Raw genomic sequence first — 13,313 nt, forward strand, 5'->3', positions numbered from 1 at the left:
AAACAATGAACACTGAAGACAACCGTTCGCATCAGGAAGACCCCGCCAACCGTGCCCGCCTGCGCTGGCGGTCCCGGCGGGGGCTGCTGGAAAACGATCTGATACTGACCCGTTTTCTCGATGCGCACGAGACGGAATTGACCGACGAAGAAGTGGACGCGCTGACGCGGCTTCTCGACTTGTCGGACAATGCGCTGATGGATCTGGTGCTGGCGCGCAGCGAGCCGGAAGGCGAGCTCGATCTGCCGCATGTGCATGCACTGCTGGGTCGTCTGCGCCGCGCCTGATTTTTTTACAATAGCCGCACCTCATCCAGGAAGGAAGAGCCATGAATACTTCTGATAACAAAGCTACCTTGTCGTTCTCCGACGGCAGCGCCCCGATCGAATTCCCGATCTACAAGGGCACCGTCGGCCCGGACGTCATCGATATCCGCAAGCTGTACGGCGCGACCGGCAAGTTCACCTACGACCCGGGCTTCATGTCCACCGCGGCGTGCAACTCGTCGATCACCTACATCGACGGCGACAAGGGCGAACTGCAATACCGCGGCTACCCGATCGAGCAGCTGGCCGTGAACGCCGACTTCATGGAAAGCTGCTACCTGCTGCTGAACGGCGAACTGCCGACCGAAGCGCAGAAGGCCGAGTTCGTGACCACCGTGACGAAGCACACGATGGTCCACGAGCAGATGCAGTTCTTCTTCCGCGGTTTCCGCCGCGACGCGCACCCGATGTCGGTGCTGGTCGGCACCGTCGGCGCGCTGGCGTCGTTCTACCACGACTCGCTGGACATCAACGATGCCAAGCAGCGTGAAATCTCCGCGATCCGCCTGATCGCCAAGATGCCGACGCTGGTCGCCATGGCCTACAAGTACTCGATCGGCCAGCCGTTCATGTACCCGCGCAACGACCTGTCGTACAGCGCCAACTTCATGCGCATGATGTTCGGTAACCCGTGCGAGGAATATGTGGTCAACGACGTGCTGGTGCGCGCGCTGGACCGCATCCTGATCCTGCACGCCGACCACGAGCAGAACGCTTCCACGTCGACCGTCCGCCTGGCCGGTTCGTCGGGCGCCAACCCGTTCGCGTGTATCGCGGCCGGCATCGCCTGCCTGTGGGGCCCGGCACACGGCGGCGCCAACGAAGCGGCACTGACGATGCTGAAGGAAATCGGCTCGGTCGAGAACATCCCGTCCTTCATCGAGAAGGTCAAGGACAAGAACTCGGGCGTGAAGCTGATGGGCTTCGGTCACCGCGTGTACAAGAACTTCGACCCGCGTGCCACGCTGATGCGTGAAACCTGCCACGAAGTGCTGAACGAACTGGGCCTGCAGGACGACCCGCTGTTCAAGCTGGCCATGGCGCTGGAAGACATCGCGCTGAACGACGAGTACTTCGTGTCCCGCAAGCTGTACCCGAACGTCGACTTCTACTCGGGCATCGTGCAATCGGCACTGGGTATCCCGGTCTCGATGTTCACCGGTATCTTCGCGATGGCCCGTACCATCGGCTGGATCGCCCAGTGGAACGAGATGATCGCCGATCCGGAACAGAAGATCGGCCGCCCGCGCCAGCTGTTCGTGGGTTCGACGGTGCGCGACGTGCCGAAGCTGAAGGATCGCAAGTAATCGTCATCGGTTACGGTGCACTGAAAAGCGGGCTTCGGCCCGCTTTTTTTTCGTGTGCGCCCAGCATGGGCGCACTCTTGTGGGTGAAAGTCCCGCCGCGAGCTGACCACAGCAAGCGAAGTGAAGCGCAACTGCGGAAGGGTGACCGACTGTGGGGAGGAAGCGTGGAGCGAAACTGCGAGCCGATGGACAAGAATCGGATATAAGGCGCTGCCGAGCAGGGCGAGCGGGCACGTAACCGCGAAGCTCTTGTGGTCAAGGCGAAGTGGCGTAGATCTGGCGGTTGTGCAGTGAAGGAGTGCGTTCTTACCTGGGGAGATCTCGCCTCATGCCTGAAAGGGCGACGTGGCAGCACGGAGCGAGAAGTCAGCAGAGGCCGTAGTAGCTTCTTTTTTTTTCTGAGAGGCAAAGGGCCAAACGAGTAGGAGTGTCCGACACCTTGTCGATGAATCGGGTAAGGCATCAGATGTCCGCAGAAGCGGAGCGGGTCGCGGTAAGGCGGGGTGAAGCCTCGTCCCAAGCTTCCAGTGATGAAACCCGGTTCACGCGGCAGAAAACGAAAGACACAGGGCGAAACTTGCTCACGCAAGCGCTCGCGAGGGAAAACATGCATCGCGCGTGGAAGCGCGTGAAGGCGAACAAGGGAGCCGCAGGTGTCGATGGGCTGGATATCAGCCAGACTCAAGAACATCTGAAACACGCTTGGCCGACCATCAAGAAACAACTGCTGGAAGGCACGTACAGGCCGATGCCGGTGCGGCGTGTGGGCATTCCGAAGCCGGATGGAAGCGAACGTGAGCTGGGGATACCCACCGTGATCGACCGTCTGATTCAGCAGGCACTGCTGCAAGTGCTGCAACCGCTGATCGACCCTACCTTTAGTGAACACAGCCATGGGTTTCGGCCCGGCCGCCGTGCGCATGATGCCGTGCTCAGGGCACAGCAATATGTGCAGGAAGGCTACCGCGTCGTGGTCGATGTGGACCTGTCGAAATTCTTTGACCGGGTCAACCACGATATCCTGATCGACCGCCTACGGAAACGCGTGAACGACATCGGAGTGATCCGGCTGGTGCGCGCCTACCTGAACGCGGGAATCATGGATGGCGGTATGGTAAGCCAGCGAATGGAAGGTACGCCGCAAGGCGGGCCGCTGTCTCCACTGCTGGCCAACGTGCTTCTCGACGAGGTGGATCGCGAACTGGAACGCCGGGGCCACCGCTTTGCCCGCTATGCCGATGACTGCAACGTGTATGTGCGCAGTGAGAAAGCTGGCGAGCGGGTGATGGCCCTGCTCAAGCGTCAATACGACAAGCTGCACCTGAAGATCAATGAATCGAAAAGTGCAGTGGCTAGCGCATTAGGCCGCAAATTTCTGGGGTACGAGCTTTATGCAACCAAGAAAGGAGCGGTCAAACGGGCTGTGTCGGACAAAGCGCAAGACACGTTTCGGCAACGGATCAGGCAACTTACTCGCCGGTCCGGTGGCCGCAGCATCAGCGAGATAATCGACAAACTCCGCCCCTACGTGCTGGGATGGAAAGCCTATTTTGGACTGTCGCAAACTCCAGGAATCTGGCGTGAACTGGATGAATGGATGCGTCATCGAATGCGGGCGATCCACCTGAAACAATGGAAACGAGCGAAAACGATATATCGTGAGCTGCTCAATCTCGGGGCAACGCCCAATGTGGCGTTACGGGTGGCGCAGAACAGTCGCCGCTGGTGGCGCAACAGCCGATTTGCTCTAAATAACGTGCTGACGATCGCTTACTTTGATCGCCTCGGCATGCCACGCCTCACTTAACCTCAACTACTCGAACCGCCCGGTGCGGACCCGCATGCCGGGTGGTTTGGCAGGGGACCGGTCAGCAATGCTGACCGCCCCTATGCCGATCTTTCCTCTACTGATTCCGCTGCATGGGATCATGTATAGTCAGTGCCACTGATTAGCAAAGGAAACTCCATGAAACATCGATCGACGGCGGCAATGGCCGTCCTGCTGGGTGTGCTGGGCACGGCGGCGGCCGAGGCCCCCGACGTGCCGTCGAAGGCGTTCGTGGACCTTTGCATGAGCACGTTCGGCAATCCCGACGCCGTGCGGACCGCCGCCCTTGGCCGTGGATTCAAGGCGGCGCCGGAGTTCAAGGAACGCCTGATGCGCAAGGGTGGCGAGGGCGACGTCTATGCCGCTCGCGACCTGGCGCTCGTGGTGGAGCGGGGCAGGCGCATGTGCACGGTATTTGCAAAGAGCGATAATCCCGAAGCCACGGGGGCACACCTGAAAAGCTGGCTTCCGCCGGCATCGACGCCGTTCACGGTCGCTACCGAAAATGTCAGCGGCACGGGCAACCAGTCGACGGTGATGTACCGGATCAGCAAGGAGGGCAAGCCGTTCGCGGCGTGGACATTCAGTACCTACAAGGGTCAGGGAACGTTCAACGTCGCCATCACGCTGCAGTGATCAGGGGAGGCCTGGTCCCGATGGTTGATGCCCGACCTGGCCGCATCGTGCCGGCGGACCGGCACGATGGTTTTCAACGAAACCGGCTGGAACGGGCGGCCATCCGGTGTTGTATATTGCACCGATGACCTGGACCGTTTTCATGCAGCGCCTGTTCCAGCGGCGCCAGGCAACGACGAATATACTGCCGCCGGCAAAACGCATTCACCTCAATGCACACCTCCGTGCGCTGGGCTCGGAGACGGACGCCGATACCATCCGCAATGCGATGCGGCATCGGGATGGCTATGTGCGCGAAGCCGCGCTGATCCGCTGCACCGAACTGGGGTTGGCGCAACTGCTGCCGAACGTGGCCGAACGGCTCAACGACTGGGTACCGCAGATACGGCATGCCGCGAGGTGCGCCATGCTGGAACTGCTGGTGGCCGCGGATGCGCCGCTTGCCTTGGGCGTGCTGCTGGACGTGCAGCGACTCGCCGGCGCGCTGCGGGAAGACCATTCGGCCTGGATCGCCAGGTTCGAATGCGCGCTGCTCGAGAAGATCGGCGTGGCGATGCTGTTCGATGCCACGCGCGATGCCGCCTTGAAGATATCCCGCGCCAGTTTCGACCTGCTGGCACGCCATCGCGCAGTCGATGCACGCACGCTGGCGCTGGCGGCGCTGCATTCGCGGCGCGACGTCGTCCTTGCCTTGCGGGCACTGGATGCGTTTGCGCCGCGGGCTGGCGAGGCATCGCCGGAAGCTCGCGACATCTACCTGCTGGCGATGCGGTCGTCATACGGTGCGGTACGGGCGCGGGCACTGCCATGGTTGCTGTCGATGTCGCCAGGCGACGTGGCCGAGCAGGCCGTCATCGACGCGCTGCTGGACAGCCAGTCAGGGACGCGCATCGCCGTGGCAGCCTATCTGCGGAACACGGGATTCGACTTGCGCGCGCATTACCGCGGGCTGCTAGTTGCGGGCACGCTGCCTGCCAGGCGCCTCGCCACCGCGTTGATGTCGGTTGCCGACTTGCGCGACGTGGACGATCTTCCTTTCATCCAGGGCTTCACCGCATCGCCGGCGGCGCCGCTGCGCAGGGCCGGCTACCTGGGCTGGCTGAGGATCGCACCGCACGACGCTACGAGCAGCCTGACGCGCGCCAGGCGCAATACCTGTCGACGTCCGCCTGCAGGGCCGCCCTCGAAGCGCTGGCCGGCCAGCGTGCATGGGTGAGCCAGCGGGTGGCCGCGGAGCTGGCATTGCTGGCGGCGCCCGGACACCGGCCCGGCCGGTGACGAAGAACGCGCCTCAGGACACGCTGGCCAGGATGCGCGCCTGTTCTTCTTCCGGTCCCGGCCGCTGCTGCGCCCAGTAGTCGATGACGAGCGAGCGTTCCAGGCAGGTACCGAGCGTCTTGACGAAGCGGACGTGGGCGGGATGGTTCAGGTAGTCGTCGCGCGCTTCGGCGCTCGCGAACGTGAGCGTGAAGCAATGCGTGTAGCCGTCGTTCAGGCCTTCCGGGCTCACGTTCGTTCCCGTTTCATAGGCAACGATGCCGGGGATCGCATCGGGCAATTGTCCGAAGCCGGCAACGACGGCGTCGACGGCTTCGGCCGCGGCATCGTCCTTGAATGCAAACAACACGACATGACGCAGGACCAAATCGGGGATCTCGGCAAGCATGGCAGTCCGGTAGAGTGATTGACGGTCTATCGTACACCGCCGTGCGGCGGCCCCGCGCGCAGATCGGGCACCGGTCGTGCCACGGCCTTCACTGTTGCGCCAACTGACTTAATTTTTCCTCGGCGGTATTCATCGGCTTGCCATTCTGGTATCGTTTCACCCGCATTTTTTGTCGCGCTTTTATCGCAACCGGCGGTGGCGGCAGTTGCCACGGGGAGAAGACGATGCACATGGGTACCACCGAACTGTTCCTGATCGCGATGACGGCCATCGTCGGCATTCCCTACCTGGTCTGGCGGCTCGGCGATACCGATTACTGGGCGCCGCTCGTGGTCGTGCAGACGGTGACCGGCATCATCCTCGGGCCCGGCATCCTGGGCAAGGCCTACCCGGAATACTACAGTTTCGTGTTCACGCCGGCCGTGATCAACTGCCTGAACGGCCTGGCATGGTGGGCCGTGATGCTGTTCGTGATGCTGGCCGGGATCGAGCTGGATCTGAAGAAGGCGTGGGCGTACCGCCGCGAAAGCTCGATGACCGCGGGCCTGGCACTGGGCACGCCGCTGCTGCTGGGGTGCGTGGCGGCGGGCGGCATGCTGGCGTTCGACGGCTGGGCCGGTGCGAAGGCGGCCGACTGGCAGTTCATCACGGGCGTGGGCATGGCCTGCGCCGTGACGGCGCTGCCGGTGCTCATCATGCTGATGGAAAAACTGGCGATCCTGCGCCAGCCGCTGGGCCAGCGCGTGCTGCGCTACGCCAGCCTCGACGACCTGCTGATCTGGGGCGTGCTGGCGCTGATCCTGCTGGAGTGGGAGCGGGTAGGGCGGCAGGTAGGCTTCATCGTGCTGTTCGTGCCGGTGACGATGCTGTTCCGCCGCCTGATGGCAAAGCTGGCCGAGCGCGACCGCTGGTTCGTCGCACTGATCTGGCTGTGCGTGTGCTCGTTCGCGGCGGATTGGGCGGGCCTGCATTTCATGGTTGGCGCCTACCTGGCGGGCGCGATCATGGATGCGGAATGGTTTGGCGAAGAAAAGCTGGACAAGATGCGGCAGGTGCTGCTGCTGACGCTGATGCCGGTGTACTTCCTCAGCACGGGCCTGCGCACCAACTGGGCGGTGGGCGGCTATGCCGTGTTCGTGGCGGCCGGCGTGCTGCTGCTGGCCTCCACGGCGGGCAAGCTGGCCGGGGTCCATGCGGCCGGCAGGATGCTGGGGTGGGGGCGAGCGGAGTCGTCGGTGATCGGCTGGCTGCTGCAGACAAAGGGACTGGTGATGATCATCTTCGCCAACATCCTGCTGGACAAGGCGATCATCTCCAGCGAGACGTTCACGGCGCTGTTGCTGATGGCCGTGGCGAGCACGATGTTGACGGTGCCCGCCGTGTACCCGAAGTTGCGGGCGGTGGCGCAGCTGGTGTACAAGGCGGCTTGAGCTGCCATGGTGTCGGACATGTTTTTCCGGATGCCTTTACCGGAAAAACGTGTCGGACACCGGTTCGCGTGTGGGACAGCCTCATGGGAAAACCGGTGTCTGACACTATTTTCTGGACAAATACCCAGAAAATAGTGTCAGACACCTGGCAGCGTAACGCCACGGCTGCGGGCTAATGCGCAGCGAGCCATTGTTCGAGCGCGGGCCGGGTGAGCGGCTGGCTGATGTAGTTGCCCTGCACGCTGCTGCAGCCGTTGGCGGCGAGGAAATCGTGCTGGTCGCGCGTTTCGACGCCGGTGGCCACCACGCGGATATTGAGGTTGTTGCCGATGTCGAGCATGGTTTTCGCCAGCGCGCCGCTGCCCGCCACGCCATTGATTTCCTGCACGCGCTGGCGCGTCATCTTCAGCTGGCTGACCGGCAGCTGGCGCAGGCAGGTGAGATTGTTCATGCCGGCGCCGAATTCATCGACGGACAGGCGGATGCCCAGTTCCTGCAGGCCGTTGGCCAGCCGCGTGGCCTGTTCCGGGTTGTTCATCAACTGCTCCTCGCGCATTTCCAGCGTGAGGCGGCTGGGGTTCACGCCGTGGTGCGCCACGCGCTGGGCGATGTGGGGCAGGTAATCGCGCTGCGTGAACTCGCGGCTCGACGCGTTGACGGAGATCGGGATGTTGGCGAAGCCCAGGTCCGCCAGCCGGCGCAGCGTGGAGCACACGTCTTCCAGCACGCGCCGGCCGAGAGGCACGATCAGGCCGCTTTCTTCCGCGTCGGGCAGGAAATCGGCGGGCAGCAGTTCGCCCCGTTCGGGGTGGCGCCAGCGCAGCAGCGCCTCGATGCCGAGGATTTCGCCGGTGCCCACGGCCACGTGCGGCTGGAACAGCAGGTACAGGTCGTCCCGTGACAGGGCCTCGCGCAGCGCCACTTCCATGCGTTGCCGGGCGGCGGAACTGTCGGCCATGCCGGGCGAATAGAAATGCACCGCATCCGGCCCGCCGTGCTTGCCCTCGTACATGGCGACGTCCGCCGCGTGCAGCAGGTCGCCGGCCGTGCGGCCATCGTCCGGCCACACGGCCACGCCCATGCTGGCGCCCACCGACAGCAGCCTGCCGTCGATGTCCATCTCCGGCGCCATCGCGCGCCGGATCCGTTCGATCATCTTCAGCGTGTAGCGCAGGTTCGGCTGCGCCGCCAGCACCATCACGAATTCGTCGCCGCCGAGGCGCGCCACCGTGTCCGATTCGCGCAATGCAGACTGCAGGCGTTGCGCGACCTGCTTCAATACCATGTCGCCGGCCGAGTGGCCCATCGTGTCGTTGATTTCCTTGAACTTGTTCAAGTCCATCAGGATCACGGCCACCTTGTCGTCGGCACGCTGGGCCGCCTGCAGCGCGTGCTCGAGGCGGTCGCGCAGCAGCAGGCGGTTCGCCAGGCCCGTCAACGGATCGTGCGTGACAAGATGCTCGAGCTGGCTGGTGCGCTGCTTCAGCGCGGTGATGTCCTCGATGATGCCGATGAAGTGCGTGACGTGCCCGCCCTGGTCGCGCACCGGCGTGACCGACAGGTGGTTCCAGAACAGCTCGCCGTTCTTGCGCTTGTTGCGGAACACCACGGTGGCGGCCCGGTGCGCCGCGATCGCGCTGGCCAGGTAGGCGCGCTGTTCGTTGTCCATGTCGTGGGCGGCCATGAAGCGCGAGTCGTGATTGATCGCTTCCACGGCCGTATAGCCGCTGATGCGCTCGAAGGCCGGGTTCACGTATTCGATCGGGTTGTCGCGCCCTTCGTGCCGGGTGATGACGATGCCGTTGCTGGCGGCGAGCAGGGCGCGTTCGAACAGCTCGAGCTTGTCGCGCTGCAGGTAATGCCGCGTGAGATCGACGCCCATGCCGCACAGGTAGCGGCCGTCGCCCTCGATCGACAGCCGCGAGCCGACGAACAGGAAGGGCGTGGTGCCGCCGCTGGCGTTGCGCACCCGGGCTTCGATCTGTACGCGTTCGTCGCCCTGGAACACGGCGCAGAAGGCGCGCGACACGCGGGACCGCGTGTCGGGCTCGAACAGTTCGAGCATGTGCATCGAGCGGAGCCGTTCAGCCGACAGGCCGGTGACCTGTTCCAGCTGCCGGTTCCACAGCACGAAGTAGCCGGACTCGTCCAGGACATAGAAAGTGCCAGCAAGCAGATCCATTACGTCCTGTAACGGCAAATTGCCGACCAGGGCGGCCGCGCTTTCCACCATGTCACTCCTTGAAGTTGTTGTTATACCCGATGCAAGCACAGCTGCCAGCGCGCGGCCGGCGGCTCGTGGCCGCCGGCCGAGACTGGCTACGTGAAACTTGCTGATGCTTGGGAAGGAGTGTGGCGGAAATCAGTAGAGAGTGACGCGCGGTTGCAATCGAAGGATGAGCGAGAGTTTCTATCTGAAAGTTTCTATCTGAAAGTTTTGATGTGAAAATTTTCAATCCGAAAGTTTCAGTCCGTCTGCTTCAATCCCTGGGGCGATCCTCGTCCAGCAGCGTGGAAATCTCGGCGCGTTCGCGCTCGGTAACGTGGCCGCCGCGCAGCGCCGCCAGCACCAGAGCCTTGCCGGAACCGGCGAAGGCCTTGTGGATAAGGTCCTTCAGCAGGCTGGTCTGCATCGAGTCCTGTTCCTGGGCCGGCGCATACACGTGGGCGCGGGCGCTTTCATCGCGGGTGACAAGGCCCTTGCCATGCATCACCTGGAGCAGGCGCAGCACGTTCGCATAGGTCAGTTCCGGCCGGCTTTCCAGCGCGGCCGCATGGACCTGTTTTGCCGTGGCCGGCCCAAGGCCGTACAGCACGCGCAGCATCTCGAGTTCCGCCGCGGTGGGTTTCAGAAGCTTGGTCATGGTGGTAGCGCGCACATGGCAACGTCGTGAAAAGCGTGAGAAGTAGAATAAATGATCTAGAAAGGAATGTCTACCTGCGACCCGCAACGCAGGGTTTCTCCCTGCGTTCTCATGACCAGGCAGTGTCCAATTAACTCAATGGTGGTTGTTGCATCTCAATGCAGCGTGCTATCCTAAGTGGCTATTTCTGGAAGCTTGGAAGTAAATTGTCTTTCGGGCAACCAAAGAGGTCCTTCCCCCACAACTTGATGTGCGATCCGCTAACCGGTCAGGCCGTGTCGCGGAAGGTTTGTATAACCCGCCCCATACTCGCGAAGCGCGAAGAAAGGTGAGCAAGAATGATGCAGCAACAGACGTCCAACTCCTACCTGTTTGGTGGGAATGCGCCGTACGTAGAGGAACTCTACGAAGCGTACCTGGAAAACCCCGGTTCCGTGCCCGACAACTGGCGCGCTTATTTCGACGCGATGCAGCACGTGCCCGCCGTCGACGGCTCCAATAAACCCGACGTCAATCACTCCTCCGTGATCGCCTCGTTCGCCGAGCGCGCGAAGGCTGGCCCGATCCGGACCGTGACCGCCACGGCCGACGCGGAAATGGGCCGCAAGCGCGTGGCCGCCACCCAGCTGATCGCAGCCTATCGCTACCTGGGCTCTCGCTGGGCCAACCTCGATCCGCTGCAGCGCCAGGAGCGCCCGGCGATCCCGGAACTGGATCCGACCTCCTACGGTTTCTCCGATGCGGACATGGATACCGTGTTCAACATCAGCAATACGTACTTCGGCCCGGAGACGGCATCGCTGCGTGACCTGCTGAACTACCTGCGCGAAACGTACACCCGTTCGATCGGCGCGGAGTTCATGTACATTTCCGACCCGGCCGAGAAGCGCTGGCTGCAGGAGCGCCTGGAGTCGATCCGCTCGACGCCGAACTTCACGGCCGAAAAGAAAAAGCACATCCTGGAACGCCTGACGGCCGCCGAAGGCCTCGAGCGCTACCTGCACACCAAGTACGTGGGCCAGAAACGCTTCTCGCTGGAAGGCGGCGAAACGTTCATCGCCTCGATGGATGAGATCATCCAGCGCGCCGGCGAAAAGGGCGTGCAGGAAATCGTCATCGGCATGGCCCACCGCGGCCGCCTGAACGTGCTGGTGAACACCCTGGGCAAGGCACCGAAGGACCTGTTCGAGGAATTCGAAGGCAAGCACGGCGACGACCTGCCGGCCGGCGACGTGAAATACCACCAGGGCTTCTCGTCCGATATCTCCACCGCCGGTGGCCCGGTCCACCTGTCGCTGGCGTTCAACCCGTCGCACCTGGAAATCGTCAACCCGGTCGTCGAAGGTTCCGTCAAGGCGCGCATGGACCGCCGCGGCGATACGCAGGGCGCGCAAGTGCTGCCGATCCTGGTGCACGGCGACGCCGCATTCGCCGGCCAGGGCGTGGTGATGGAAACGCTGAACCTGGCGCAGACCCGCGGCTACGGCACGGGCGGCACGGTGCACATCGTGATCAACAACCAGATCGGCTTCACCACCTCGGACCCGCGCGATGCGCGTTCGACGATCTACTGCTCCGACGTCGTGAAGATGATCGAGGCACCGGTGCTGCACGTGAACGCCGACGATCCGGAAGCCGTGGTGCTGGCTTCGCAGATCGCGCTGGACTACCGCGCGCAGTTCCAGAAAGACATCGTTGTCGACATCATCTGCTTCCGCAAGCTGGGCCACAACGAGCAGGACACCCCGGCGCTGACGCAGCCGCTGATGTACAAGAAGATCGCGCAACACCCGGGCACCCGCCGCCTGTACGCCGACAAGCTGGCGGCCCAAGGCGTGATCCCGGCCGACGGCGGCGACACGATGGTTGCCGCCTACCGCGATGCGATGGACGCCGGCAAGCACACCGTCGACCCGGTGATCTCGAACTTCAAGAACAAGTTCGCCGTCGACTGGCTGCCGTTCCTGAACCGCAAGTGGACCGACGCGGCCGACACCGCCGTGCCGCTGACGGAACTGAAGCGCCTGGCCACCCGTATCACCACGGTGCCGGAAGGCTTCAAGGTGCACTCGCTGGTGGAAAAAGTGCTGGCCGACCGCGCCAACATGGGCAAGGGCGAGCAGAACCTGGACTGGGGCATGGGCGAACACCTGGCCTACGCGTCGCTGGTATCGTCCGGCTATGCCGTGCGCCTGACCGGCCAGGACGCCGGCCGTGGCACGTTCACGCACCGCCACGCCGTGCTGCACGACCAGAACCGCGAACGCTGGGATGCGGGCACCTATGTGCCGCTGCAGAACGTTTCCGAAAACCAGGCACCGTTCACCGTCATCGACTCCGTGCTGTCGGAAGAAGCGGTGCTGGGCTTCGAATACGGCTACTCGACCGCCGAGCCGAACACGCTGACGATCTGGGAAGCCCAGTTCGGCGACTTCGTCAACGGTGCCCAGGTGGTGATCGACCAGTTCATCAGCTCCGGCGAAGTGAAGTGGGGCCGCGCGTCGGGCCTCGTGATGCTGCTGCCGCACGGTTACGAAGGCCAGGGTCCGGAGCACTCGTCCGCCCGTCCGGAACGTTTCCTGCAGCTGTGCGCCGAGAACAACATGCAGGTGGTGCAGCCGACCACCGCATCGCAGATCTTCCACCTGCTGCGCCGCCAGATGGTGCGCCAGTTCCGCAAGCCGCTGGTCGTGATGACCCCGAAATCGCTGCTGCGCAACAAGGATGCCGGTTCGCCGCTGTCCGAGCTGGCCAAGGGCGCGTTCCAGACCGTGATTGGCGAAACCGATGACAAGATCGATGCGAAGAAGGTCAAGCGCGTGATCGCCTGCTCCGGCAAGGTGTATTTCGACCTGGCCAATGCCCGCAAGACCCGCGGCCAGACCGACACGGCCATCATCCGTGTCGAACAGCTGTACCCGTTCCCGCACAAGGCATTCGCCGCCGAACTGAAGAAGTTCCCGGCACTGACCGAAGTGGTGTGGGCGCAGGACGAGCCGCAGAACCAGGGTCCATGGTTCCAGATCCAGCACAACATCTTCGAGTCGATGGATGCGGGCCAGCGCCTGGCGTATGCCGGCCGCCCTGCCTCCGCTTCGCCGGCTGTCGGCTACTACGACAAGCACTACGCCCAGCAGAAAGAGCTGCTGGAAACGGCGTTCTCGAAGCTGAAGGGCTTCATCCTGACCAAGTAACAGCAAGGCACGCCGCGCGGCGCTCGATGCGACCGCGCGGCCCCGACGCATCTATCGAATAC

General features: G+C 63.3%; 11 protein-coding genes. 7 read left to right on the top strand and 4 right to left on the bottom strand.

Features of this window, described 5'->3' with window-relative positions; genetic code table 11:
- Positions 1-5: 5 nt before the first annotated feature.
- The 5 genes from EWM63_RS20585 to EWM63_RS20610 all read left to right on the top strand — a co-directional run bounded on the left by EWM63_RS20585 (position 6) and on the right by EWM63_RS20610 (position 5,313).
- The gene (locus EWM63_RS20585) at positions 6-287 is read left to right on the top strand and encodes an FAD assembly factor SdhE (RefSeq protein WP_130188207.1); all 282 of its coding nucleotides are present in this window, start codon (positions 6-8) and stop codon (positions 285-287) included.
- Between the two features lie 41 nt (positions 288-328).
- Positions 329-1,633 carry a citrate synthase gene (locus EWM63_RS20590; RefSeq protein ID WP_130188208.1) on the top strand — a complete coding sequence of 435 codons (1,305 nt, stop codon included), beginning with the start codon at positions 329-331 and terminating at the stop codon, positions 1,631-1,633.
- A gap of 445 nt (positions 1,634-2,078) precedes the next feature.
- Entirely contained in the window at positions 2,079-3,440 is a 1,362-nt protein-coding gene (ltrA, locus tag EWM63_RS20600; protein ID WP_207221342.1) for a group II intron reverse transcriptase/maturase, read from the top strand.
- Between the two features lie 159 nt (positions 3,441-3,599).
- A complete protein-coding gene (locus EWM63_RS20605) occupies positions 3,600-4,097 on the top strand; it encodes an NMCC_0638 family (lipo)protein (RefSeq protein ID WP_130188209.1) in 498 nt (165 codons plus the stop codon).
- Positions 4,098-4,239: 142 nt separating this feature from the next.
- Positions 4,240-5,313, top strand: coding sequence for a hypothetical protein (locus EWM63_RS20610; RefSeq protein ID WP_130188210.1), 1,074 nt, complete (start codon positions 4,240-4,242; stop codon positions 5,311-5,313).
- Between the two features lie 75 nt (positions 5,314-5,388).
- On the opposite strand, the gene EWM63_RS20615 is transcribed toward EWM63_RS20610, so the two are convergent.
- Entirely contained in the window at positions 5,389-5,763 is a 375-nt protein-coding gene (locus EWM63_RS20615) for a Dabb family protein (protein WP_130188211.1), read from the bottom strand.
- A gap of 88 nt (positions 5,764-5,851) precedes the next feature.
- Complete coding sequence (locus EWM63_RS31845; RefSeq protein WP_165390876.1) at positions 5,852-5,995, bottom strand: hypothetical protein; 144 nt, start codon at positions 5,993-5,995, stop codon at positions 5,852-5,854.
- On the opposite strand from EWM63_RS31845, the gene EWM63_RS20620 reads away from it, so the two are divergent.
- Positions 5,994-7,193: a cation:proton antiporter gene (locus EWM63_RS20620; protein WP_371861110.1), complete on the top strand. Its 1,200-nt coding sequence runs from the start codon at positions 5,994-5,996 to the stop codon at positions 7,191-7,193. The two genes, EWM63_RS31845 and EWM63_RS20620, sit on opposite strands and share 2 nt — an antisense overlap.
- Before the next feature lie 172 nt (positions 7,194-7,365).
- On the opposite strand, the gene EWM63_RS20625 is transcribed toward EWM63_RS20620, so the two are convergent.
- Together EWM63_RS20625 and EWM63_RS20630 are read right to left on the bottom strand one after the other, a co-directional pair.
- A complete protein-coding gene (locus EWM63_RS20625; RefSeq protein WP_165390877.1) occupies positions 7,366-9,375 on the bottom strand; it encodes a putative bifunctional diguanylate cyclase/phosphodiesterase in 2,010 nt (669 codons plus the stop codon).
- Between the two features lie 298 nt (positions 9,376-9,673).
- The gene (locus tag EWM63_RS20630) at positions 9,674-10,057 is read right to left on the bottom strand and encodes a BlaI/MecI/CopY family transcriptional regulator (protein ID WP_130188214.1); all 384 of its coding nucleotides are present in this window, start codon (positions 10,055-10,057) and stop codon (positions 9,674-9,676) included.
- Between the two features lie 338 nt (positions 10,058-10,395).
- On the opposite strand from EWM63_RS20630, the gene EWM63_RS20635 reads away from it, so the two are divergent.
- Complete coding sequence (locus EWM63_RS20635) at positions 10,396-13,251, top strand: 2-oxoglutarate dehydrogenase E1 component (protein WP_130188215.1); 2,856 nt, start codon at positions 10,396-10,398, stop codon at positions 13,249-13,251.
- The last annotated feature ends 62 nt before the right edge of the window (positions 13,252-13,313 follow it).

This window comes from Pseudoduganella lutea (assembly GCF_004209755.1).
GTDB classification, from domain to species: domain Bacteria; phylum Pseudomonadota; class Gammaproteobacteria; order Burkholderiales; family Burkholderiaceae_D; genus Rugamonas; species Rugamonas lutea.